Source organism: Candidatus Thiodiazotropha endoloripes (genome assembly GCF_001708965.1).
GTDB lineage: Bacteria > Pseudomonadota > Gammaproteobacteria > Chromatiales > Chromatiaceae > Thiodiazotropha > Thiodiazotropha endoloripes.
The window spans coordinates 2,035,696-2,058,834 of the sequence record NZ_LVJW01000003.1; the positions used below are offsets into that span (position 1 = coordinate 2,035,696).

At 51.4% G+C, this 23,139-nt stretch carries 23 protein-coding genes and 1 tRNA gene; 15 read left to right on the top strand and 9 right to left on the bottom strand.

The genetic code is table 11. From position 1 onward, the window contains the following. Nucleotides 1-57 precede the first annotated feature (57 nt). The 9 genes from A3193_RS09115 to A3193_RS09155 all read left to right on the top strand — a co-directional run bounded on the left by A3193_RS09115 (nt 58) and on the right by A3193_RS09155 (nt 9,784). Nucleotides 58-909 carry a glycosyltransferase family 2 protein gene (locus A3193_RS09115; RefSeq protein ID WP_069006034.1) on the top strand — a complete coding sequence of 284 codons (852 nt, stop codon included), beginning with the start codon at nt 58-60 and terminating at the stop codon, nt 907-909. Further along, the gene (locus tag A3193_RS09120) at nt 888-1,487 is read left to right on the top strand and encodes a hypothetical protein (protein ID WP_069014567.1); all 600 of its coding nucleotides are present in this window, start codon (nt 888-890) and stop codon (nt 1,485-1,487) included. Before A3193_RS09115 ends, A3193_RS09120 begins: the two co-directional genes overlap by 22 nt. Beyond that, a complete protein-coding gene (locus A3193_RS09125) occupies nt 1,480-2,199 on the top strand; it encodes an SDR family oxidoreductase (RefSeq protein ID WP_069014568.1) in 720 nt (239 codons plus the stop codon). The genes A3193_RS09120 and A3193_RS09125 overlap by 8 nt, the downstream gene beginning before the upstream one ends. Continuing rightward, the gene (gene tsaA, locus A3193_RS09130) at nt 2,196-2,918 is read left to right on the top strand and encodes a tRNA (N6-threonylcarbamoyladenosine(37)-N6)-methyltransferase TrmO (RefSeq protein WP_069006037.1); all 723 of its coding nucleotides are present in this window, start codon (nt 2,196-2,198) and stop codon (nt 2,916-2,918) included. Before A3193_RS09125 ends, tsaA begins: the two co-directional genes overlap by 4 nt. Before the next feature lie 264 nt (nt 2,919-3,182). Then, nucleotides 3,183-5,642: an EAL domain-containing response regulator gene (locus A3193_RS09135; protein ID WP_069014569.1), complete on the top strand. Its 2,460-nt coding sequence runs from the start codon at nt 3,183-3,185 to the stop codon at nt 5,640-5,642. A 235-nt stretch (nt 5,643-5,877) separates the two neighbouring features. Further along, nucleotides 5,878-6,354 carry a hypothetical protein gene (locus A3193_RS09140; protein ID WP_083218426.1) on the top strand — a complete coding sequence of 159 codons (477 nt, stop codon included), beginning with the start codon at nt 5,878-5,880 and terminating at the stop codon, nt 6,352-6,354. Next, complete coding sequence (locus A3193_RS09145) at nt 6,344-8,182, top strand: ABC transporter ATP-binding protein (protein WP_069014570.1); 1,839 nt, start codon at nt 6,344-6,346, stop codon at nt 8,180-8,182. Before A3193_RS09140 ends, A3193_RS09145 begins: the two co-directional genes overlap by 11 nt. A 62-nt stretch (nt 8,183-8,244) precedes the next feature. Next, on the top strand, nt 8,245-8,883 hold the full coding sequence (locus A3193_RS09150) for a riboflavin synthase (RefSeq protein ID WP_069014571.1): 639 nt from the start codon (nt 8,245-8,247) through the stop codon (nt 8,881-8,883). A gap of 19 nt (nt 8,884-8,902) precedes the next feature. Further along, nucleotides 8,903-9,784: an ATP adenylyltransferase family protein gene (locus tag A3193_RS09155; protein ID WP_069006041.1), complete on the top strand. Its 882-nt coding sequence runs from the start codon at nt 8,903-8,905 to the stop codon at nt 9,782-9,784. A 65-nt stretch (nt 9,785-9,849) separates the two neighbouring features. Here the strand turns inward: A3193_RS09155 and A3193_RS09160 are convergent, their stop codons facing one another. The 4 genes from A3193_RS09160 to A3193_RS09175 form a co-directional block, all read right to left on the bottom strand. Then, a complete protein-coding gene (locus A3193_RS09160; protein ID WP_235614936.1) occupies nt 9,850-10,695 on the bottom strand; it encodes a metallophosphoesterase family protein in 846 nt (281 codons plus the stop codon). Between the two features lie 58 nt (nt 10,696-10,753). Continuing rightward, complete coding sequence (locus A3193_RS09165; RefSeq protein WP_069014572.1) at nt 10,754-12,145, bottom strand: sodium:solute symporter family transporter; 1,392 nt, start codon at nt 12,143-12,145, stop codon at nt 10,754-10,756. 258 nt (nt 12,146-12,403) lie between these two features. Then, the gene (locus A3193_RS09170) at nt 12,404-15,058 is read right to left on the bottom strand and encodes a glycosyltransferase (protein ID WP_069014573.1); all 2,655 of its coding nucleotides are present in this window, start codon (nt 15,056-15,058) and stop codon (nt 12,404-12,406) included. A gap of 193 nt (nt 15,059-15,251) precedes the next feature. After that, nucleotides 15,252-15,761: a DsrE family protein gene (locus tag A3193_RS09175; RefSeq protein ID WP_235614937.1), complete on the bottom strand. Its 510-nt coding sequence runs from the start codon at nt 15,759-15,761 to the stop codon at nt 15,252-15,254. Nucleotides 15,762-15,943: 182 nt separating this feature from the next. Here A3193_RS09175 and A3193_RS09180 point away from each other — a divergent pair, with 182 nt between their 5' ends. Further along, nucleotides 15,944-16,288: a TusE/DsrC/DsvC family sulfur relay protein gene (locus A3193_RS09180; RefSeq protein WP_069006045.1), complete on the top strand. Its 345-nt coding sequence runs from the start codon at nt 15,944-15,946 to the stop codon at nt 16,286-16,288. Nucleotides 16,289-16,464: 176 nt separating this feature from the next. Continuing rightward, nucleotides 16,465-16,974: a SprT-like domain-containing protein gene (locus tag A3193_RS09185; RefSeq protein ID WP_069006046.1), complete on the top strand. Its 510-nt coding sequence runs from the start codon at nt 16,465-16,467 to the stop codon at nt 16,972-16,974. Here the strand turns inward: A3193_RS09185 and A3193_RS09190 are convergent. Then, nucleotides 16,969-17,241 carry a GIY-YIG nuclease family protein gene (locus tag A3193_RS09190; protein ID WP_069006047.1) on the bottom strand — a complete coding sequence of 91 codons (273 nt, stop codon included), beginning with the start codon at nt 17,239-17,241 and terminating at the stop codon, nt 16,969-16,971. The two genes, A3193_RS09185 and A3193_RS09190, sit on opposite strands and share 6 nt — an antisense overlap. Nucleotides 17,242-17,571: 330 nt before the next feature. Here A3193_RS09190 and soxX point away from each other — a divergent pair, with 330 nt between their 5' ends. Genes soxX through A3193_RS09210 form a run of 4 tightly spaced genes read left to right on the top strand, consistent with a single transcriptional unit; the run spans nt 17,572 to nt 19,902 of the window. Further along, the gene (soxX, locus tag A3193_RS09195) at nt 17,572-17,940 is read left to right on the top strand and encodes a sulfur oxidation c-type cytochrome SoxX (RefSeq protein ID WP_083218427.1); all 369 of its coding nucleotides are present in this window, start codon (nt 17,572-17,574) and stop codon (nt 17,938-17,940) included. A gap of 51 nt (nt 17,941-17,991) precedes the next feature. After that, complete coding sequence (gene soxA, locus A3193_RS09200) at nt 17,992-18,831, top strand: sulfur oxidation c-type cytochrome SoxA (RefSeq protein WP_069006048.1); 840 nt, start codon at nt 17,992-17,994, stop codon at nt 18,829-18,831. A gap of 39 nt (nt 18,832-18,870) precedes the next feature. Beyond that, nucleotides 18,871-19,203, top strand: a complete 333-nt coding sequence (locus tag A3193_RS09205) for a hypothetical protein (protein WP_069006100.1) — start codon at nt 18,871-18,873, stop codon at nt 19,201-19,203. Nucleotides 19,204-19,230: 27 nt separating this feature from the next. After that, a complete protein-coding gene (locus tag A3193_RS09210; protein ID WP_069006049.1) occupies nt 19,231-19,902 on the top strand; it encodes a rhodanese-like domain-containing protein in 672 nt (223 codons plus the stop codon). 54 nt (nt 19,903-19,956) lie between these two features. Here A3193_RS09210 and A3193_RS09215 read toward each other — a convergent pair. The 4 genes from A3193_RS09215 to pheT all read right to left on the bottom strand — a co-directional run bounded on the left by A3193_RS09215 (nt 19,957) and on the right by pheT (nt 23,110). Continuing rightward, nucleotides 19,957-20,033 (bottom strand) — tRNA-Pro (locus tag A3193_RS09215). 53 nt (nt 20,034-20,086) lie between these two features. Continuing rightward, a complete protein-coding gene (locus A3193_RS09220; protein WP_068993809.1) occupies nt 20,087-20,446 on the bottom strand; it encodes a MerR family transcriptional regulator in 360 nt (119 codons plus the stop codon). Then, on the bottom strand, nt 20,424-20,726 hold the full coding sequence (gene ihfA, locus A3193_RS09225) for an integration host factor subunit alpha (RefSeq protein ID WP_068993812.1): 303 nt from the start codon (nt 20,724-20,726) through the stop codon (nt 20,424-20,426). The genes A3193_RS09220 and ihfA overlap by 23 nt, the downstream gene beginning before the upstream one ends. Before the next feature lie 8 nt (nt 20,727-20,734). Then, complete coding sequence (pheT, locus tag A3193_RS09230) at nt 20,735-23,110, bottom strand: phenylalanine--tRNA ligase subunit beta (RefSeq protein WP_069014575.1); 2,376 nt, start codon at nt 23,108-23,110, stop codon at nt 20,735-20,737. Nucleotides 23,111-23,139: the final 29 nt, after the last annotated feature.

Genomic DNA, 23,139 nt, shown 5'->3' on the forward strand with positions numbered 1-23,139 from the left:
CTCACAATTTTAACAAACATATTAACAACCGAAAGCTTAAAGGTTAGGCTTTCAGGAATGTCTGTATCGGTAATCATCCCCACCTATAATCGCGCCTCCACCCTCCCCCGGGCGTTGGATTCCGTATTCGCCCAAACCCAGCCTCCTCTGGAAGTGATCGTCATTGATGATGGCTCTGAGGATGAGACCAAAACAGTGGTTGAGCGGGACTATCCGGATGTGATCTATCTGTCGCAGACCAATTCAGGCGTAAGCCATGCACGCAATACCGGCATCAGGCACGCCAAAGGTGAATGGCTGGCGCTGCTCGACTCTGATGATTCATGGCTTCCGGAAAAACTGCAATTGCAGATGGCGAGTTTGAACGACTCACCTCAACTTCGTATCAGTCACACGGATGAAATCTGGATCAGAAACGGAGTCCGGGTTAATCCAATGGACAAACACACTAAACAGGGCGGGCACATCTTTAGAAACTGTCTCCCGTTATGCGTGATCTCCCCGTCGGCTGCGCTCATACACCATTCAGTTTTCCAGGAGTACGGTCTCTTTGACACCAATTTACCCGCCTGTGAGGATTATGACCTCTGGCTTCGAATCTGCGCACAAGAAGCGGTGGATTTCGTAGAAAAGCCACTGGTTGTCAAATATGGAGGACACCAGGATCAGCTTTCGCGCAAACACTGGGGAATGGACCGTTTTCGAGTCTACGCCTTACAGAAGCTGCTCGATAACCAGCAGTTGAATCATGCTGACCGGTGCGCTGCCATCGAAATACTCTGTAAGAAATGCTTGATCCTCAGCCAGGGCGCCGGGAAGCGTGGCCATCAGGAGCGCGCTGACCATTTCATGTCGATCCATGCCCGATATCAACAGGAGTTGCCAGCTTGCAACACAAGCGACAACTAAATCTGCTCACTGCCCTGCCTGCAGAAGCCAAACCACTGATCAAATGTTTTGCTTTGCAACGGCATCAGCCGGTTGGCGCCATCCCGCTCTACACGACACAAGGCATCCATCTGGCTGTTTCAGGTCCCGGTTTGAAATCGATAAAGCCAGCGATCAGCTATCTGCAAGCGATGACCCCCAAGGGAAGCCAACCGGTCTGGATCAATCTTGGGATTTGCGGTCACGGCTCCCTGGCCACCGGAGAACTGCTGCTTGCCGATCAGGTTACAACACCAGACGGTTTGCATTGGAAACTCGAGAGCCCGGCGGGTTCAATTACAAACCACGGACAATTGAATTGTGTTGCCTCGCCTCAGGCTGTCTACCAACCACAAATGGCCTATGATATGGAGTCTTCAGGATTCCTCGCATCCCTGAGGCCAACAACGCCTCTGGATCGTGTGCATATTCTCAAGGTTGTCTCCGACAATCCCGAAAATGGAATTGAAACGATTAATGCCAAACGGGTAAACAAATTGATAACAGATCAAATCTCCCAGATCAGGGAGTTTATCGAAAGGGTCGCTGAAGATGGGTAATCAAGCCAGCCGCAAGCTGCTGATAAGCGGTGCCACGCACGGCATTGGCAAGGCCATCTCCCGCTTCCTGCTTGAGCAGGGTAATGAGGTAGTCGGTATTGGCCGGGACTTCAGCGCATGGACAGATCCACCCGACCGGCTTCACAAGGTAACATTCGATCTGTCCGATCTTGAGCGCTTGCCTGGCTGTCTGAATGAGGTCATTCGTAGCCACCCGGACCTTGACGGCGTTGTTCTGAATGCAGGCTATGGCCAATTCGGTTCACTTGAGGAGTTCTCGTTTCAGCAGATCCGTCAGATGATCGATGTCAATCTGACACAGCACATCTATATTGCCAGAGCGATGGTACCCCAGCTGAAAAAGCTGGGCCGAGGTGACATCATCATCATCGGATCGGAATCGGCCCTGAGTGGTGGCAAACGCGGCAGCCTCTACAGCGCCTGCAAATTTGCCCTGCGGGGATTTGCCCAGTCCCTGCGGGCTGAATGCAGCACCAGCGGAGCCCGGGTCTGCCTGATCAATCCGGGTATGGTCGACAGTGATTTTTTCAACGAATTGGATTTCAGGCCGGGTGATGCCCCGGAAAATTACCTGCGGGTCGAGGACATTGCAGAGGTGGTCCATTGGGTTCTGAGTGCCCATCCAGGCACTGTGTTCGATGAGATCAATCTCAATCCGCTGAAGAGAGTCATCCAGTCCAACCCCTCATGAAATATGAATTCCAGCCCATCGGCATCATCCAATCCTGCTTCAAGGAGAAGTTCGGTATTCCACGTCAGTCGGGGTTGATCCCTGAGGCCGAGGCGATATTGACTATCCTCCCACCCTACAATCGGGCGGAAGCGTTTCGTGATATCGAGGGCTATTCACACTTGTGGCTCAGTTTTGTGTTTCACGCAGCGATCAGGGATCAGTGGAAACCAACTGTACGCCCACCCCGGCTTGGCGGAAACCAGCGTGTCGGGGTGTTTGCCACACGCAGCCCGTTTCGGCCCAATCCCATCGGGCTCTCTGTGGTGAAGCTGATCGATCTGGATATCTCGGCACAACAGATCAAACTGAAGCTGGGTGGCGTGGACCTGTTGGATGGCACACCTGTACTGGACATTAAGCCCTATGTACCCTATTCCGACGCCATCCCGGATGCTGAGGCCGGTTTTGCACCGACACCTCCAGGCAGAGAGATTCAACTCAGTTTCAGCCGGCAAGCTGAGTCTGAGTTACAAAAGCACTCTGCTGAGCAGGTTATCCAGCTGAAACGGCTGATTTATCAGATATTGTCCAACAATCCCCGTCCATCCTATCTGGAGCAGGAAAAACGTAACCGATTCGGCATGCGGCTTTACGATTTCAACATCATTTGGGAGGTTGAAGACGACCGATATCTGATCACTGAATTGTCTCCGCTCAGCGATCAACCGTTTGCTTGAATCAATCTGCGGTGAGAGAGATCGCCACTCTGTGGCCACGGAGTTGTTAAAATCTCTAAAAAAGCGGCCTATCTAGGATATCCCCCCTTTCGGCGAACACGACAAAACGTTATGATTCTCAATTAGAGACAAACAGTTAGACTTAAAATCGAAGGTAGCACTTCGGATAACTTAAGTTTCCTGAGAGGATGGCCACACCGCCGCTTGTCGGTTTTGCGCCAAAAATTCATTCGTCATCAACCCTGGGCTAAAGACTCGACCCCTATGAGTAGTGATATTTCCAGTAAAACAGCCGCCAGCACAAGCCTGATCGAATCTTTTCTCAATCAGGTACCCGGCAGGATCTCTGCCATCCTGGAAAACTGGCATCAACTGGTACAAAGCGACTGGAAAGGGGACCTGATTGATACCCTGATCGAACGAATCTCCACCCTTGCGGAATCGGGCACCAAGTTTGGCGTTCCGCAAATCACCCAGAGCGGCAACTCGCTGATCGGCCATCTGAGTGACTACCATAATACCGGCCTGAAGCCTCAACACGATGACGTGGTGGCCCTGGATGGGTTGATTCATGCGTTTAAAGACGCCTCGATACAAGCCTGCAATCAACAGGCCGAAGCTCTGGCAAGTAAACAGCATGAGGCTCCAGCGGAGGATGGCCAGCGACTCAACGGAGAGCATAAAGTCTATCTGCTGGGCATAGAAGAATCACTTGCTGCAGGTTTGATAAGAAACTTTCAAGCCAAGAACCTGGAAGCTGTACTGATTGATACACCTGCCGAGATCATCCGTCACTATGATCTCGATCCCAACGAGGCCGATTTTCTGATCAGCCATATTGAGATGCTTGACGAGCTGTTTCCCGAATCGAAATCGGGCGGGTTATGGAACAAGAGCAATGGCCTGCCCGGTCTTCCCGTAGCCTTTATCGCCGATTCACCGGACCTGAAGACTAGGCTGGCTGCCATGCGGATCGATGCCTGCGGATACTGGTCCAAACCGGTTGACCCCTATCTGGTGGCAAAACGGATCGAAGAGCTCTCCACCGCCGGTACCCATAAGAACTATCGGATTTTGATCGTTGAAGACGATCCTGCCCAGGCAGATTTTGCCGATGCAATACTCAGCAAAGCCAATTTTGATTGCCAAAGTGTCACCGACCCCCTGAAGGTGCTGGACGCACTGAACGATTTCAAACCGGATCTGATTCTGATGGATCTCTACATGCCCGAAGCCAGTGGATCAGAACTGACGGCGGTGATCAGGGAACAGAATGAATATGTCGACATACCGATTGTATTCCTCTCCGGTGAACAGGATCTGGATAAACAGCTGGCGGCATTGAGCTTTGGCGGCGAAGACTTCCTCTCCAAACCGATTGCGCCGAAACATCTGATCAGCACGGTAACCAACAGGATACGGCGCGCCAGCCAGCTCAGTCACCGTTTGCCAGGCCACTTCCGCAGTGAGAAAGAGATCGGTCTGCACAGCAGAAACTATCTTTTGGAGCGTCTGGATGCGCTCCTGCTGGCGGATTCAGCCCTCAACGAAGTGACCGGGGTATTTTTTCTGAAGATCGACAAACCGGAAGATCTGGTTGCCTCGGTCGGCATAGGTGGACTGGATGTGGTACTTGCGGAAGTCGCCAAGCACCTGAAAAGCCAACTGACATCACAGGATATTCTGACCCGGTTTGGTAACAGCAGCCTGAGCCTGCTTGCCATGCGCAGCGATCAGGCAGCACTGACAGCACTTGGTGAAAATCTGTGCAAATACCTCAGTCAGCAGATCATCGAAGTTGAAAACTCCACCCTCGGTGTCACCCTCAGCATCGGTATCTACCCGGTGGAGCCGGGCAATCAGGATTCCCGCGCGATCATTGCACATGCACAGATCGCCAGCCGTCAGGCGACTGAAGCGGGCGGCAATCAGATACAAGTCTTTGTTCCTGAGAAAAAGAGCGCGAGTGAAGAGGACAAAGCCCACGATATGGAGGCATTGATCCTGAAAGCTCTGGATGAGGACTATTTCGAAGTCTTCTTCCAACCTGTGGTGGCCCTGCAGGGATCCTCCCTCGCCCACTACCAGACTCTGCTGAGGCTGCAGGAACCTGACGGAAACCTGCATGCTGCAGCCGATTTCATACCCGCCGCGGAAGAAGCCGGTCTGATCAGTAAAGTGGACCAGTGGACAACCCGACGCGCCGTTGCCGTGATCAATGAACACCGCAAACACGGTACGCCACTGCATCTGTTCGTCTCCCAATCAGCCGATCTGCTGGACAACATGGAGCGACTGACCTGGTTGAAAGACAAGCGGCGCAGTGGGCAATTGGCCCAAAACACGATGACCTTCGAATTCAATATTCATGAAGTAGCCAAATCGATGAAATCGGCAAAGATCTGCTTCGAAGTGTTGAACAAAATGGGCATCTCCACCCTTCTGACCCGGGTCTCAGTAAACCCGGAAACCGAGCGGGTACTGCAACATTTGCCGATCAGTTATATCAAACTGGATAGAAGTCTCCTGCTCGATGCCGGGGATGAGGTGAAACAGCTGGTTGAAATGGTTCATGAGCGCAACATCAAAGTCATTGCTCCCCAGGTTGAGGATCCACGCAGTATCGCTCTGTTATGGAGCAGCGGCGCCGACTATGTACAGGGCAACTTTGTGCAGAGACCGGAGAGCAACCTCATCTACGATTTCAATGAATCAGTGCTCTGAGGCTGGTCACACGGCTGACCTCTGATCCCCCACCAGGAGTCAATTGACAGCAACCCGACGGTCACGGGTCAAGCTCACTCATTTTTGACGACTGGCTGGAAGCTTGACTTGTATCGCATTCAAAAAGAGAGGATTTCAGCCATTGAATCCGGGATTTTGGCTCGTAAAATGCATGTTTTTTCACGAATTCAGGCCATAAGCTTGACTGATTAATGTGCACCGGAGGTGAATTATCATGCAAACAATCCCACTCAAACTCATGATCTCTACCCTTCTGGTACTCTTTTCACAGAATCTGCTGGCTGAAATCGAAAACCATCCCAGCCCGATAGACCCTCTATTAACAAGCTCGACCAGGGCACCCGAACAGCCCGCATCAAGCCAAACTGCCGAGAGCAGTGAGCCACGATTCTATCCACGCCCGATGGGACCAGCCTTTGAATCCGGTGATGAGAGGCTGAATTGCCGCCAGCTGGATCAGCAGCTTGCCAGCCTTGAAAGCGATACTTACAGCGCCAAACCAGGGTTCTATGAAGATCCGTATGCCGGAGCTTCGATATTTGTCGGTGCCGTTTGGGCGCCGGGTGCACTGGCCTATCTGGGTTATTCAGGTGCTGCAGAATATTACGAACAGGATCGGGTCAGTGAAGCACAGAACCGGATTGAGGCGCTACGACGAATGAAGGCCAGACTTCGCTGTTATGAGTATTGATGCCGATCAGATAGCCTCACCGCCTGCCATAAGGGAAAAGAGTTACCGCTGGAGCGAGCTGACCCAGATGGTGTTTCAGCACCGTCGGGAGCTGGTTGCCGCCAACCTGATTGCGATCCTGGGAGCTGTCGCTGCCGTTCCGGTTCCATTGCTGATTCCACTCTTGGTTGATGAAGTTCTGCTCAATCAGCCCGGAACAGCTGTGGGCATCATGAACAGTCTGTTTCCGGAGCACTGGCATGGCCCGGTGCTCTATATTATGGCGGTCCTGGTCTTAACCCTGATTCTGCGTATTTTTGCCCTCATCTTCGGCGTCTGGCAGACCTGGCAGTTTACCCGGATCGCCAAGGATGTGATTTTCCATATCCGCCGGGATCTGCTGCATCGGCTGGAACGGATCTCCATGTCCTCCTATGAAACCATGGGCAGCGGTACGGTCGCTTCTCACCTGGTCACTGACCTGGAAGCGGTCGACACTTTTGTCAGTGTCACTACCAGTAAATTCCTGGTCGCGGCATTGAGCATCATCGGTACAGCCGTGGTGCTGTTATGGATTAACTGGCCACTGGCCCTGTTCATTCTGTTTCTCAATCCCCTGGTGATCTACTTCACCACGATATTCGGACGCAAAGTCAAACATCTCAAAAAAAGGGAGAACTCTGCTTTTCAGGCTTTTCAGGAATCCCTGGAAGAGACTCTGGATGCCATTCAGCAGATCAGAGCGAGTAATCGGGAGCGGCACTACATACACCGCATTATCGACAAGGCCGATAATATCCGTAAGCACTCAGCCGCATTCACCTGGAAAAGCGATGCGGCAAACCGACTCTCATTCATGGTATTCCTGTTCGGTTTCGACATCTTTCGCGGCGTCAGTATGTTCATGGTGCTCTGGTCAGATCTCACCATTGGCGAAATGCTGGGTGTCTACGCCTACCTCTGGTTTATGATGGGGCCGGTCCAGGAGGTACTGAATATCCAGTATGCCTATAACGGAGCCCAGGCCGCACTGGGCCGTATCAATGCGATGATGCAGGTCGACCTGGAACCGGCCTACCCACATAACCAAAACCCGTTCAGTGGTAAAAAAACGGTCAGCCTTCGGCTGCAGGATCTGAAATTTGCCTATGGAGACGGCCCTCTAGTCCTCAACGGGATTGAGCTGAACATCGCTGCCGGGGAAAAAGTAGCCTTCGTCGGTGCCAGTGGTGGCGGCAAGACCACCCTGGTACAGATCCTTCTGGGTCTCTACCCGGTCAAGTCCGGTCACGTCTATTTTGATGATGTACCCGTTGAAGAGATCGGCATGGACATCGTGCGCGACCACGTGGCCACTGTCCTGCAACACCCGGCACTGCTCAATGACAGTGTCAGAATCAATCTCACCCTGGGACGGGATATTGACGATGAAAAACTCTGGCAGGCGCTGGAGATTGCACAACTGAAAAATACCGTCATGGAGATGGATCAGGGGCTGGAAACCCTGATTGGTCGTTTCGGCGTCAGACTGTCCGGTGGTCAACGGCAACGTCTGGCCATCGCCCGAATGGTCCTCACCGATCCCAGCGTGGTGATACTCGATGAAGCCACATCCGCACTCGACACCACCACAGAAGGTAACCTTCACACGGCGCTGCAGGCATTTCTCGACGGGCGTACCACCATTATCATAGCGCACCGGTTAAGCGCCGTGAAACAGGCGGACCGGGTGCTGGTGTTTGAAGATGGCCTGGTGGTCGAAGAGGGACGGCATGATGAGCTGATTGAGAACAATGGCCTCTACAGTACCCTATACGGTCGCCAGGAACAGGGATCGAAGAGTTACTGACCAGACCGGCTTCAGTGTTGTTATCATAAACAGAATCAGACCATCAGTTGAGGAGATTCTTGATGTTTACCGGCATCGTTCAGGGCACCGCCGAAATTGTCGCCATTGAACAGAAACATAACTTCCGCACTCACCGGGCACGCTTCCCATCAGAGGCACTGAGCGGATTAACCCCGGGAGCATCCATTGCCCACAACGGGTGCTGCCTGACCGTAACCCGGATCGACGGTGAAATGGTCGATTTCGATCTGATGCAGAAGACCCTGAACATTACCAATCTTGGTGAACTTGAGATAGGCGATAAGGTCAACTTTGAGCGTGCTGCAAAATATGGCGATGAGATAGGTGGACATGCCATGTCCGGGCACATCCTTTGTACCGCCCAGGTGGTTGATGTGAGGATCTCCGAAAACAATCATCAAATCAGATTCTCCCTGCCGCACGCCTGGACAAAGTACATCTTCACCAAAGGCTACATAGGCATCGATGGCATCAGTCTGACAATCGGTGATGTACAGGCCAATGAGTTTGAAGTCAACCTGATCCCGGAGACCTTGCAGCGCACCAATATCGGCAGTCGTCAAACCGGTGACCGGGTGAACATTGAGATTGATCCGCAAACCCAGGCGATCGTCGATACGGTGACCAACCTGCTGCCAGAGCTGTATCAGCGAATGACGCAGAATCAGGCGGATAATTGATCTAAAGCTGTCATCAAGAATGTCGAACGAGCTTGAAAAAGGCACCCTGTGGAAAAAGGTTGTCGACACGACACAACGGGCCATTGACAACAAAAGCCTGCTTACCATCGAAACCCTCTCCTACAACATCCGGCAGCAGGGTTTGAATTTTACGGTTCGGGTCGCTGAAAACATCAAGCGCAAGCGAGAACATAAGCGAGTAGAACCTGATTTCAATCCATTTCTACCGCCGGAAGCCGCGTTGACGGTTTGTGACATCTCCCCATCCCACATCGCAGTACTGAATAAATTCAATGTGGTAGAACACCACCTGCTGATTGTCACGCGACAATTCGAATCACAGCAGAGTCTGCTGACCATGGCGGATTTTTCTGCTCTTTGCCACTGCCTGCCTGAGTATCCCAGTCTCGGTTTCTACAACGCCGGGGAAGATGCCGGCGCCAGCCAGAAACACAAACATCTGCAAATGGTGCCCTTACCACTCTACGGGGAAACAGAGCCCTTCCCATTCTCAACGGTTTTTGCAAAACAGAGTGAAACCGACACCATCTCACAACTCACCCAACTGCCATTCAAACACACCTTTTGCTGCCTGCCGGAGGGTCTGTTCGAAAACCCGAACCTGGCGTCAAATCACTGTCATCATCTCTACCACAAGATGCTGAAACAGCTTGAGATCGCCAGATTGACCGGTTCAAAGGAGCAGCACCACTCTACCCCCTACAATCTACTGATAACGAGACAGTGGATGCTGCTGGTACCACGCACCACTGAGTGCTGGCAGAAGATTTCTGTCAATGCCATGGCTTATGTCGGTTCACTGTTTGTGATGAATCAGGAGGGATTAAAGAGGCTGGAAGAGATCGGGCCTGTTAACCTGCTGCAGGCGGTATCTCAATGAACAACCGTAACCCTGTGGTAAAATGAAAAGCACAAGCTTCAAATTACCTGAGGCTTGATAAGTTATCACAAAGAGAGTGGTTGAAGTGTAATTGTCCTGCCCTGTTGTTCGCGCTCACTTTCCGGCAAACTATCCATGCTTGGCCACAAGCCACTCTCTAAAGCCTGACAATAACCATTATCCAGACCAGCCCACTTCATCACCTGCCGGGTCTGTCGGTAATCATATTTCAAGCGATGCCATTGACACTCAACAGAGTTCTCATTGGGTATGAGCAGCAGATACCAACCATCCCGGGTTCCATCATTGGCCGGCATACCGATCACACCACTATTCAGCCAATGTCTGTTTTTCAGTTTTTCAGCAAACGGGATTCCGGCATGGCCAGCAATCAACACATCGGTGCCTGCCAAGGATAACTCATGCTGCTTTATATCCGTTGGAGATGAAGCAAAAACAAATCGGTTGATTGCGCTGACAGCACCATGTACAAGATGGAAACTGTGGCCATTCATTGTAAACTGGATTGCCCTGGGCAGCGTCCCCATCCAGGTTTTATCCGTTTCGTTAAGATGTTCACTGCAGTAGGGATACCAGGACTCCGCCAGCAAAGAGCAGCGACTGCCCGATTCGAAACCGCAGCCACAATCCTCACGTCCTGTTGCAAGTGACTCCTCACAATTACCCATAACGACAGGAATTCCCCACTCTCTGATCAGTTTCACGGTCTCTGCCGGTTGGCCACAATAGGCAACACAATCGCCATTGCAAATCACCTGTGTTGGTGGCAGCTTCAGCTCAGTGGCAACCTGTAACAGAGCCTGTGTCGCCTGCAGGTTTCCATAAGGACCACCAAAGATCATTACAGCACGCTGCAGACAACCCAGATTGAGTACGGTGTTATCAGTCAATCTTTTTACTCCTATGGCATAGGTTTATAACCCTAATCAACCTGAAGTGACCAACCGTTCAGTAGTCACTGACATTTGCTGGCATGGCCCTATAGCTATTACTCTGCCGGCGCCCAAGCCAAAACATCAAACACCCCAGGGTTAACACACTCAAGGAGATATAGAGCAGTTTGGTGTATTTATGACTCTCTCCCAGCCACATGGTGTAACCGGTGGACTCCATGAAATAGAGCACAGCTCCAGAGATTGAAAGTGTAAAACTTGCTAAATAACTCCAAGCGGGGATTCGTTCCCAACTTCGCCATAGAGAAAAGAAGATCACCGGCGCCAGATAGAGGGAGGCTGTACCGCTTACCGCCACGGCACTGAACAGATCCTTGTTACCGACGAAGACCATCAACAAACCCAGCAACATAAACAGCGCCATCACCATACGCCCATTTCTCATCGTGGGTGAAAGGAATTTCATATCCACAACCACCAGTTTTGCTGAGCTCGAAAGTGTACTGTCCAGTGTGGACATGGCCGAAATCACTAATGCAGCATTGAACAGCAGCATCGGAACATCCCCCAGCAGGCGCATCAGAACAACGTTCATGGCCTCACCCGTTGCCGCCTGCGAACCGGCTAATATTCCCAAGCCACCAAATAAGAGTATACAGGTCGTACTGATCCAGGCGGCATGATAAAAACTGCGGCGCGTTGTCTGTCGATCGGCGAGAAAGCCCCGATCCATCATCACCGGATCATGCATTGGATAGCTCCAGATCTGCAACAGTGCCACCAGCATCAGGATCGGTCCCGGTTGATCGATCTCAAAAGGTTTGAACAGTAGATTGTCGAGGCTTACATGTCCGCCGCTGAAGGCCACTACCAACAACATAAGCAAGACAACCAAAAAGATAACCATTTGGAACAGATCGGATCTCAATGACGCATGCAATCCCCCCAGCATGGAATAGACCAGGGTAACCAGAGCCAGACCCACAACCGCCAAGGCGTAGGAGCCACTGCCGGCTGCTCCAAACAGAATGCCGATGACCAGCAAATTGGCAAATACCTCACTGGTCAAACGCACCCCGATTACCAGGTTGTAGCAAGCGGTTCCCCACTCGCCAAACCGATCAAATAGAAAGGCCTGAATGCTATCGTAACCTTTGCGAAAGCGCAGATCATCGATAATCATGCCTCCGGTAATGAATGAGAGATAGTAGAGCCCGTAGGCCAGCGTACCCCACAAACCGTAGTAGAAACCGAGTATCGCCGCATTCATCAGTGAGCGGGCGAAAATCCAGGTCGTCACCTGGGAAAAGATCAACATCACCAGACCAGGCGTCTCTCCCGCAGGTGAAAGTCCTTTGTAAAAGGCTCCCTCCCCGCTCGCCTTGGGTGCCAACAATATCGATACCAGTGCAATTGAAACTGCCAGGACAGGCAAAACCAAATCCATTCCAATACCTCATTATTGTTTAAAATAAGTACAGAGGATAAACAGTGTGCGACGCACTCTATTTAGTACGATGATCGGTGCAGATTGGATTCACATAGTGACTACGCAGAATAGTATTTATCCATAAACCCGGCATCCGCCTGGCCGTTTGTCCCGACACGCGATCACTGAGATATTCCACTCAAATTCTCATGGAAATAGACCAAGATACCGGTGCAATAACAGGCCCACTGGATGTTGAATTGTTTGAATGGAAAATTATTTGTCGGGATTTTGCAGTAACAAACCCGATTCGATCTCAGTAGCTTGATCTTCAAGCGTATCTGGCATCACTCCCATCGGACCCACAATCCTTGCCGACAAGCCGGGAAAGGCACTTATCATGGAAACAACAATTGCCGCTCCATAGGGTATGGCCTGTAGCAACAACACGATCGACCAAATCTGTGCATCAGGGGAATCCGCACCATACTGCCAATTGACCGCGGTCGCTGCCAGCAACAAGGCAAGAAAGAACAGTGCCTCTTCACGGGCATCCTGCAACGCCTTTAAAAGCCCCGAGTTATTGGCCTGTTTGGGGGTTCTGAAAAAGGGCAAACCACTGGTCCAGATACCCTGGACGATTGCTAAAGCTATCGTATGGGAGAGTGCCAAACCCGCCAGTGCAGCCGCAATACTTTGACGTACTGTTGCTTCAACTCGGCGTCGATAGAGAAAAAACATCTTCAAGATCTTAAACACGAACAGACTCATCGGCAGTACGGCAAACAGCGGCAATGGTGCCGTAAAATCCACCGGCCAGATCAGCATACAGGCGGACCAGGTGATCGCGGCGATATTGAAAAACAGATTGAATCCGTCTGCGAACCAGGGTAGCCATCCGGCTATGAAGTGGTAGCGTTGACCAGGGGTCAATTGACTGGTTCTGGTTGCAAACAGCATTCCCAGATGGTGCTTGAGAATCTGAACCGCGCCATAGGCCCAACGGAAACGCTGCTTCTTGAAATCGAGAAAGGTATCCGGCATCAAGCCTCGACCATAACTCTTAGGGATATAGACCGCCTCATGTCCCTGCTCGAATACCCTTAATCCGAGATCGGCATCCTCAGTGATGCACCACTCTCCCCAACCGCCAATCTCTTCCAGCACACTGCGTCTGACCATGGTCATGGTGCCATGTTGTATGATCGCATTTCGCTCGTTACGTGTGACCATGCCGATGTGGAAAAAACCACGGTACTCAGCCAGGCACATCGCCTTGAAACAGCTTTCACCACCATCCCGATAGTCTTGCGGGGACTGGACTATGGCTGTCTCCTGGCGTTGAAAAAGAGGCACGAGATCACGTAACCAACTCGCCTCAACCTGATAGTCACTGTCGATTACAGCAATCACCTGGGCATTCGGATGGCTCTTCTTTAAGGTAAGATTCAATGCCCCGGCTTTGAATCCAGCCAATGGTGATCGATGGAAAAAACGAAACCGCTGGCCCAGTTTTTCACAGTGCGCTTCAACCGGTTTCCAGACCTGCGGATCTTTGGTGTTGTTATCGATAACCAGGACTTCATAGTTGGGGTAATCCAACTTCGCCAGAGCGTCCAGGGTTTCGATCATCATATCCGGCGGTTCATTGTAGGCCGGAACATGAATCGAAACCATTGGCAGATCATCATCTTTCAACAGCTTACGCTTCGGCTGCCGGCGCCATTGCCTCAACCACAAAGATTCTGCCCATTCATGCGCTTCGGCAAACAGCACGACCAGAACACCCAGCATGCCAATAAAAAGCACGATACCTACCAGTACGGTATTCAGCGTCATATATTGCCGGGTATAGTCGTAGAACATCCATACCGCACCAGTCGCTGCACCATAGGCAACCAGTGCCAGAAAACCCCGGCCACTGGAGCGTAAACCCTCGCTGTCGCGAAACAGGAACAGCAGAGCAATGACACCGAAGAGTATCGAGATTGCCGCCAACTCACGCCAATGAGGCACATCGACAACCGGTTCGGAAAAAGTGAATTTGGCATTTCGATCGATGTCGTAGACACCCCAGTAGGTACCAACCCCACTCTCCTGCCGCTCTTTCCAGGGTTGATCAAACGCCTCCATCACGTAGTAGATAAAACTCCGCTCTTCCGCCACCTGCAAAAAGCGCCTTAGAAAACTGGCCTGGTTCGCTTGCGATGGTGTGGCCTCACGCCTTGGTCTGCCGTTGCTGGGCCAACCCACTTCGGCGATCACAATCGGCTTGTCCGGAAAGGTCTGTTGCAGCTTTTCAAAAGCACTTACTGTGAAATCGACGGCTGCATCCACAGACTGCCCCTCCCAGTAAGGCAGAATATGGGCAGCAATATAGTCCACATGTTCGGCCAGCTGTGGATGCTCCAACCAGATATGCCAGGGCTCAGCAAGACTGACCGGCGCCCAGACCCGCTGCTTTACCAGGGTAAGGTTCTCGATCGCCTGTTGCAGCGTGATATCACCACGATAGAGGGCTTCGTTGCCGACCATGACCCGGACGACATTTTTATGATGCTGCCTGCTGAGTGAGATCAGCGTTTCGATTTCCTCTGAATTGGTAGCAGGATCACCATCGATCCAGGCACCAAGCGCCACATTCAGACCATGTTTCTCGGCCAGTCCGGGTATTGCCTGATAACTGCCACTGACCGAGTAGCTTCGAACCGCATAAGTCTTGTCCGACAGCAGCAACAGATCAGCTTCGATCTCCGCTTCACTTGGATATCTGCCAAGACTCGGATCGTGCCAGGCCCTGACCGGAGAGAACGAGAAACCCTGGATACGTTTCGGCCAGGGTGGCTCACTGGAACTTCCGCCAAGCAGATTCCAGATCATCAGCGTCAACAGGGCAATGACCAGCGTAATAACCAGATTGGGACGTAACATGTGTAAGTACTGCTAAAAAACAGCGTATGGTAATTCCTTTGGCTGATTTGGATTGTGATCTGCCGCCCCTTTTTATTACCCATTTGTTACACAACGACGAAACAGAGGGGTTTGCAGAATAACAATTGATATCCTGATGTAAGAAGCTACAGGTAAATGGCCTGAACGGATTGACTTGTGCAATCCGTGGTGATCAGCGTATCTCTTCGAGACTTCTTCTTCGGATATGCACCTGAGGTATGATCAGGGCATAGCCATGCTGCTGCCAATGCACCAGTTCGGTAAATGCCGAAGGCACCAACTCGACGAACTCATGAAAATCATTCAACTCATAGTCGTAATCATTGGCAGCCAGATTACAGACCTTGAATTCAACGCCCAGGGCAGCGTAATAACGCATGCGTTCAACCACATCTTTGTATTTGGCGTAGTTCTTCTTTACCAGTGTCACGATCTCTGTGCCGTGTATCACGACCTTGATGTCCATCATCTCCGGCGCCATGTCATAGGGGGATTCAGTCAACGGATTCATTAGTGAGCGGATCCAGAACAGGGCCGCTGACATTTTCTCAGGCTCATCAAGAAAGAAGTCGTAGACCACTTTAGGCGAGTCGTAGTTGGGCTGAGAGATCATCGGTTCATCATCGGCACTTAGCACAAGCGGATGCAACACAGCCATTATCATATACAGGATTCGTTTCACAGCACCCTCTCCAGTTTGTACGCAAGCAGAGAAATCCCTGATTTAGACAGCGGGTAATGCTAATACTCTCAACTTGATTGAGCGATTTTTCAGACTATATTATCCAATACAGCAGCTTATTGGTGCATTAGTTTTACTTATCCAATAGAACATCGCTGATTAAACGACTAAAGGAGCTGGTAATGGCACAGATTTCCACACAAGCGCCTCTGAAAGGTAAAGGCAACATACCTTTAGAGTTTGATGAGGATGGCTTCCTGATCAACACTGAGGCATGGACACGGGAAACCGGACGATTGATTGCCCAAATGGATGGCATCCAAGAGCTAACCCCCGATCACTGGTCTGTGATTCTCTATCTCCGTGAGCAACATCTTGAATCCGGTGGACTCCCGGTTATGTCTCATATCTGTCGAATCATGCACCTTGGCAAGCATGGTGTAACCCGTCTGTTTGGCGGTTGCCGGGAAGCCTGGCGTATCTCAGGACTCCCCAACCCTGGAGAAGAGGCCAAGAACTATATGTAGTCCCTCCAGCCCCTGATCTCAGGGGCTTTTTTTCTATCCAATTGAGTCAGCTGATTGTTTTATAAACCACCTATTAGGGCTTGTTAACGCTGCAGATTTATCGACCTACCGGTGCGACCTTACCTGGTGATATATTGCAACTTTGATTTACCGATGCCGGGTTACTAAGGGATCAGATGACTGAACAACAAGCGCAATCAGCAGCACGGGAAAGAACGCGCCAGTTACTGGCTTCAGCTGAACAGAGATTCAAGTTATCCCCCAGCGGTCCAGAGATCCTGTTTGATCTGAAGGGTAAATCGGCCGGGCTGTTGGTGATCCACCGCAACAGCCATATGAAAATCCGTTACAACTCAGCACTGCTGGCAGAAAATGGTGAAAAGTTTCTTGAGCAGACCGTACCCCATGAAGTGGCGCACCTGATTGCACGAAGATTATACGGGCCATCGATCAAACCCCATGGCAGAGAGTGGCGATCGATCATGTCTTACTTCAACGTACCGGCAAACCGTTGCCACAGTTTTGACACCTCGAATAGTGCAGCCCGTAGCATGCGCTATTTCGATTACCACTGTCTTTGCAGACAACATCGACTCAGTGCAATCCGGCACAACAGAATCATCTCCGGTGTCACCTATCTCTGCCGAGCCTGCGGTAGCAGCCTGATCCTGAGCGAATCCTCATGACGATTCGGTCTGCTCGATCATCAGTTGCTTTTCTGCGGCTTTCATCCGTTTGATTGCCAGCTCACGACGTAACGCCGCACTTCGATCCGGCAGGGTTTCTGTAAAGACCAGTTCGACGGGGGTTCTTCCGCGGGTGTATTTGGCGCCTACTCCCCGATTGTGCTCAGCAATCCGTCGATTGATATCATTTGTTATACCGGTGTAAAGGGTATTATCAGTACATCTCAATATATAAACATACCAATCTGATTTCTCTGCTGTTGTCATCGATTTACCAAGGCTTGACCGATCAAAGTCACTCTTTTCAGCTGCAGTGAATTTGCCTGCAGAATGGTTTTTTTTCTTTAATCATAACCAGATATTCAAGCCAGATCAGATTCCCATAGTCGATACCATGGTTTACCACTATAATTTTTGCTACTTTCAGGACTTTACAGGGTCTACTACAAAGTATCACAATGCAATCAGCCAAAAATTCGTCCTGAGAGACAATGGCAAGAAAACGACTTGTTGTAATCCAGTTAGCTTAGAATAAACTCAACAAAGCTTATTAAACAACAGGTTACAACCACATTAACCCCCATCTTGGAGGACACGATGATTGGTAATACCAAAAAGTGGATTGGAAAAGTCGGTATGATTGGTGTCATAGCCGGCCAAGTTCTGGTCTCACCCACTCTCCTGGCCGGCGATGCAGATATCGCAGAAGGCAAAAAAATCGCTTTCGACAGAAAAAAAGGTAACTGCCTTGCCTGTCACAACATCACCGGCGCACCCTCACCGGGTAATATCGCACCGGCATTAATCGCAATGAAATCCCGCTATCCTACAAAGGAAGCACTCACTGAGCAGATCTGGGACGCCACCATTAAAAACCCGGAATCTTCAATGCCACCTTTTGGCAAGCACGGCATTCTTTCCGAGTCTGATTTCAAAAAAGTGGTTGAGTTCGTCTGGACCCTTTAAGTCATACAACTCCTAAAGATCAAGACTGCACTCCTTTGAGGTTGAAATAACATGAAACAACTATTTCGTAAGTTGACCTTACTGGTCATGACCTGTGGCTTCATTGCATCCGCACAGGCTACAACCCCTGAAGAAGATCTGGCAGCATTCCAGAATTTCTTCAAAAAGCGCTTTCCCAATGTGGAAACCCAGGACTATATCAATGGTGCCTACTCCATCGACCCGGTTGGCCGTGAAAATTGGGAAGCGATCGAAGAGTTCCCCCCCTATGAACCTTTCATTGATGAAGGGCAAGCCATGTGGGAGAAACCATTTGCCAATGGCAAAACCTACAAAGACTGTTTTCCCGATGGTCCTGCACTGGCCGGCAAGTATCCTCACTGGGATAAGGATAAAGGCATGGTCATGACCCTGCCTCTGGCACTCAACAATTGCCGCAAAGCGAATGGCGAAAAGCCGATGAAGTATAAGAAAGGCCCGATTAATAGCATCCTCTCATATATCTCATATGAGTCCCGCGGTCAGGTCACCAATGTGGTCGTACCCAGTGATGATCCAAAAGCCCTGCAGGCCTATGAGGATGGTAAGAAGTTCTACTACACCCGCCGTGGACAGCTGAACTTCTCCTGTGCCCATTGTCATTTGCAGAATGCGGGTATGATTCTGCGTACCGAGATTCTCAGTCCGGCTCTTGGACATACCACTCACTTTCCTGTCTATCGCTCGAAGTGGGGTACGGTAGGCACACTGCATCGCCGTTTCACCGGCTGTAACAAACAGGTCCGTGCTAAGCCCTTCAAGGCGCATGGTGAGGAATACCGTAATCTGGAGTACTTCCTGACCTATATGAGCAATGGCCTGCCACTCAACGGCCCCGGCGCCAGAAAGTAACCCCTATCAGGACAAGATTACGTGATCGGAGTAAAAGCGATGCACAAAAGAAAAGTTCTCAAATTCAGCCTGCTGGCTGGCATTTTATGCAGCAGCATGACAACCTTAGCCTTGGCTGACGAAGCATCTGCCGCCAAGGTGCAAAAACTGATTGATGCAGCGGATGCTGCCAGAAAACAGGCCGCCGAAGTCGGTGGCGAATGGCGTGATACCGGTAAAATGATCAAGAAGGCAAAAGGGCTTCTTGAAAAAGGTGATTTTGTGGCAGCAGCGAAGCTTGCCAATAAAGCAGCCAAGCAGGGGCACCTGGGCTATGAACAGGCTATGTCACAGAAAGAGCTTAAACTGCCCTCTTACCTACACTACGAATAACGGCTAACGCCACGGGAGGAAGACATAATGAAGTTTGTCAAAGTACTCATGCTGACCACACTTGTTGGTGGCGTAGCACTTACAACACAATTGCGTGCGGAAGAAGGAAATCAGATCACCCCAGGACTGCAATCAGTGGAAGTGATGCATGGTGGTGAAAAGATCATGATCACACGCTCTGCCGATAAGAATGCGGTGATGCCGAAATCCTTTGCCAAAACATCTCGCCACTGCCCACCCTTCTGCATTCAACCTGCATCCATCTCAGCCGGGGTGGATACTGTGGGTGAATTGGAAGTTCTGGGTTACCTGAAACGGGTCAGTGATGGTGATCGTAAAGTGATGGTGGTTGACTCACGCACCCCTGAGTGGATCATTCGCGGCACCATTCCTGGTTCCGTCAACATTCCCTGGAACAGGATCAATGTGGATGTTCAGGGAGCATTTGACGTGTCTGCAGAAGCTGACACACTGCATGACATTCTGATCAATCAGCTTGGTGTGCAGGATGTCAACGGCAACCTCGACTTCCGTAATGCCAAGACTCTGGTGATGTTCTGTAACGGCAGTTGGTGCCCCCAGTCTTCGAGCAACATCAAGACCCTGCTCAACCTGGGATATCCCGCCTATAAACTGAAATGGTATCGTGGTGGCATGCAGGACTGGGTAAGCCTGGGCCTGACCACAGTCAACAAGTAAGACTGAAATCACGGCAAAAAAAAGGGGTTACCCATGGGTAACCCCTTTTTTATTTGGTCCGGGCGGGGTGATTCGAACACCCGACCCCTACAACCCCATTGTAGTGCGCTACCAGACTGCGCTACGCCCGGAAAGAGCGGCAATACTAGGCAGTTACACGGCCTATGTCAATGCCAGGAAAGGTTTATCGTTTTAGGATATGCAGAAGCTCTTCCAACTCACCGCGTAGCTGCTTGATGATCTGCTGGCTCTGCTGCAGATCCTCTTTTGCGGTATCCCCGGAAAGCTGCTGACGTGCCCCACCGATGGTGAATCCCTGCTCATAGAGCAAGCTGCGTATCTGTCGGATCATCAGCACATCGTGCCGTTGATAGTAGCGCCGATTACCCCGCCGTTTCACCGGTTTGAGCTGCGGGAACTCCTGCTCCCAATAACGCAGAACATGGGGTTTGACCTGGCAAAGGTCACTCACTTCGCCAATCGTAAAATAGCGTTTGCCCGGTATTGCGGGCAGATCGGTATTACTGCTGCTCGGATCCAGCATAGGCTTCTACTCGTGCCTTAAGTTTCTGTCCTGGTCTGAAAGTCACCACCCGACGCGCAGAGATTGGAATCTCTTTGCCGGTTTTCGGATTTCGTCCAGGCCTCTGTTTCTTTTCACGCAAATCGAAGTTTCCGAATCCGGAAAGCTTTACCTGCGCCCCTCGTTCCAAAGACATGCGGATCTCTTCAAAGAACATCTCCACCATCTCCTTGGCTTCACGTTTGTTCAGTCCAAGCTCATCAAAAAGCCTGGCTGCCATATCTGCTTTTGTCAGTGCCATTTGTTGTCCTAATCTCTCAGTTTCGCGCCCGTATCCTTAGCCAACCTTTGTAAAACAGAGTCGACCACCTCATCCACTTCCTTATCAGTAAGAGTGTGTGATTTTTCCTGTAAAATCAATCCCAATGCGAGACTTTTTCGACCCGAATCTATGTTTTCTCCAGTATAGACATCAAAAAGCAGGATGTCTGTAATAATTTTGCCGGATTCATCACGAATAAGATTCCTGATCGACTCAAAACTGACGTTTTCGTCCACCACCAAAGCGATATCCCGGCGGATGGATGGGTATTTGGAGAGCGCCTCAAATCCCGGCAGCACACCCTCGGCCAGGTTTTCCAAAGCCAATTCGAACACAAACGTCGCCCCATTCAGGCCCATCTTCTGCTCCAGTTCCGGATGCAGCATGCCCAACATGCCAACGACCTTGTCTTGGATGCGCACTTCGGCAGATTGACCTGGATGGAGTGCAGGATGTTTAACGGCCGTAAAACCGATACCTTGATGGTGCCCTGTCAGACTCAGCAGCGCCTCCAGATCCGCCTTGATATCAAAAAAATCAACTGCACGGCCCGATTCACCCCACTGCTCGGCCTGGGCGTTACCTGCGATCAAACCTGCAATCATCGGCTCCTGCTCAATGCCGTCTCCCTGGCGAAAGCAGAGACCGGACTCGAAGATCCGCACCCGCTGCTGCTGCCTCGACTGGTTATAGACGGCCGTCTGGATCAATCCCGGCCACAGTGAGGTGCGCATTACCGACATATCGGCAGAGATCGGATTGGCGAGGCGGATGCCTTTCGCCTCCGGGTCGACCTGTGCCTCGATCTCCGGACTGATGAAACTGTAGGTGATCACTTCCTGGTAATCTCGTCCCACCAACAGGTTTTTTGCACCTTGCAGACTGAACTCAGCCTCCAGACGATCGGCCATGACCATCGCGGATTTGCCTCTGTGAGGCGGAATTTTTGCATAGCCGTAGATACGCCCAACCTCTTCAATCAGATCCTCTTCGATCGCGATATCGAATCGGCAGCTTGGCGCTGTTACCCGCCAGCCCGCAGTCATTTCGATGATTCTCATTTCGAGACGGTTGAGAATATCAGTCACTTCGGCCCGATCGATTTCAATCCCGAGCAGACGATTGACCCGATCCGCACGGAGAAGAATCTCCGGTCGCTGTTGGATCATCGACTCATTGCTGGCTTCCACCACCGGACCCAGTTCGCCACCGGCAATCTCTACCAGCAGCTGTGACGCCCGCTCCATCGCCTGAGCCTGCAGATAGGGATCGACGCCCCTTTCGAAACGATGCGAGGAATCTGTATGCAAGCCATAGGCCCTGGCTTTACCACTGATTGCGGTTGGTGCGAAAAAGGCACTCTCCAGCAGGATATCCTGAGTGCCTTCAGACACCGCCGAATCCTCACCACCCATGATACCGGCCAGCGCCAGAGGACGGTTGCCATCGGCGATCACCAGCGTCCCATCGGTGAGTTCGATCTCCTGACCGCCGATCAGGGTCAGCTTTTCGCCAGGCTCGGCAAGCCGTACCCGGATCCCCGCGTCGATCTTCTGCAGATCGAATCCATGCATCGGTTGACCCAGTTCCAACATCACATAGTTGGTCACATCCACAACCGGCCCGAGCGATCGTATATCGCCACGGCGCAGGCGCTCCTGCATCCACAACGGCGTCTGTGCATTGACATCCACACCACGCACCACCCGACAAAGATATCTGGGACAGGCCTGGTCCGCTTCCAGCGCTACATCGACCCGCTCATCCGAGCTTGCCGGCTGGGACTCAAATCGCGGAACCTCAACCGCACAACGATTGATCACTCCCACCTCCCGGGCGATGCCGAGCAGTCCCAGGCAGTCACTGCGATCCGGAGTAAGATCCACATCGATGCTCTGGTCCTCGAGCCCCAGGTATTGGCGAAAATCATCTCCAACCGGTGCATCGTGCGGCAACGGCATGATGCCGTCGGACTGTTCCGCCAATCCCAGCTCGCTGGCGGAGCAGATCATCCCGGATGAGCTGACGCCTCTGAGCTTGGCCTTTTTGATCTTGAAATCACCAGGCAAACGGGCACCGACCGTGGCAACCGGCACGCGCATCCCGGCAGCAACGTTTTTCGCCCCACAGACAATCTGCAGTGGCTCCTCACTACCGATACTGACCTGGCATACGCTCAACTTATCCGCATCCGGGTGGGCTTCACGGGCCAATACCTCACCAACCACCACCCCATTGAATGCGGCGGCAACCGGCTCAACGGAATCCACCTCCAGACCGGCCATACTCAGCTGGTCCGCCAACTCCTGGGTTGTCACCGGTGGATTGACCCACTCCCTTAACCAGGCTTCACTGAATTTCATGCTTATCTACCACTCTATAGCTCTACTGA

Bases quoted from the DNA above. Each gene is read 5' to 3' on its own strand.
- A3193_RS09115 (WP_069006034.1), top strand. From the start codon at position 58: ATGTCTGTATCGGTAATCATCCCCACCTATAATCGCGCCTCCACCCTC.
- A3193_RS09125 (WP_069014568.1), top strand. From the start codon at position 1,480: ATGGGTAATCAAGCCAGCCGCAAGCTGCTGATAAGCGGTGCCACGCAC.
- tsaA (WP_069006037.1), top strand. From the start codon at position 2,196: ATGAAATATGAATTCCAGCCCATCGGCATCATCCAATCCTGCTTCAAG.
- A3193_RS09135 (WP_069014569.1), top strand. From the start codon at position 3,183: ATGAGTAGTGATATTTCCAGTAAAACAGCCGCCAGCACAAGCCTGATC.
- A3193_RS09140 (WP_083218426.1), top strand. From the start codon at position 5,878: ATGCAAACAATCCCACTCAAACTCATGATCTCTACCCTTCTGGTACTC.
- A3193_RS09145 (WP_069014570.1), top strand. From the start codon at position 6,344: ATGAGTATTGATGCCGATCAGATAGCCTCACCGCCTGCCATAAGGGAA.
- A3193_RS09150 (WP_069014571.1), top strand. From the start codon at position 8,245: ATGTTTACCGGCATCGTTCAGGGCACCGCCGAAATTGTCGCCATTGAA.
- A3193_RS09155 (WP_069006041.1), top strand. From the start codon at position 8,903: ATGTCGAACGAGCTTGAAAAAGGCACCCTGTGGAAAAAGGTTGTCGAC.
- A3193_RS09165 (WP_069014572.1), bottom strand. From the start codon at position 12,145: ATGGATTTGGTTTTGCCTGTCCTGGCAGTTTCAATTGCACTGGTATCG.
- A3193_RS09170 (WP_069014573.1), bottom strand. From the start codon at position 15,058: ATGTTACGTCCCAATCTGGTTATTACGCTGGTCATTGCCCTGTTGACG.
- A3193_RS09180 (WP_069006045.1), top strand. From the start codon at position 15,944: ATGGCACAGATTTCCACACAAGCGCCTCTGAAAGGTAAAGGCAACATA.
- A3193_RS09185 (WP_069006046.1), top strand. From the start codon at position 16,465: ATGACTGAACAACAAGCGCAATCAGCAGCACGGGAAAGAACGCGCCAG.
- A3193_RS09190 (WP_069006047.1), bottom strand. From the start codon at position 17,241: ATGACAACAGCAGAGAAATCAGATTGGTATGTTTATATATTGAGATGT.
- soxX (WP_083218427.1), top strand. From the start codon at position 17,572: ATGATTGGTAATACCAAAAAGTGGATTGGAAAAGTCGGTATGATTGGT.
- soxA (WP_069006048.1), top strand. From the start codon at position 17,992: ATGAAACAACTATTTCGTAAGTTGACCTTACTGGTCATGACCTGTGGC.
- A3193_RS09205 (WP_069006100.1), top strand. From the start codon at position 18,871: ATGCACAAAAGAAAAGTTCTCAAATTCAGCCTGCTGGCTGGCATTTTA.
- A3193_RS09210 (WP_069006049.1), top strand. From the start codon at position 19,231: ATGAAGTTTGTCAAAGTACTCATGCTGACCACACTTGTTGGTGGCGTA.
- A3193_RS09220 (WP_068993809.1), bottom strand. From the start codon at position 20,446: ATGCTGGATCCGAGCAGCAGTAATACCGATCTGCCCGCAATACCGGGC.
- ihfA (WP_068993812.1), bottom strand. From the start codon at position 20,726: ATGGCACTGACAAAAGCAGATATGGCAGCCAGGCTTTTTGATGAGCTT.
- pheT (WP_069014575.1), bottom strand. From the start codon at position 23,110: ATGAAATTCAGTGAAGCCTGGTTAAGGGAGTGGGTCAATCCACCGGTG.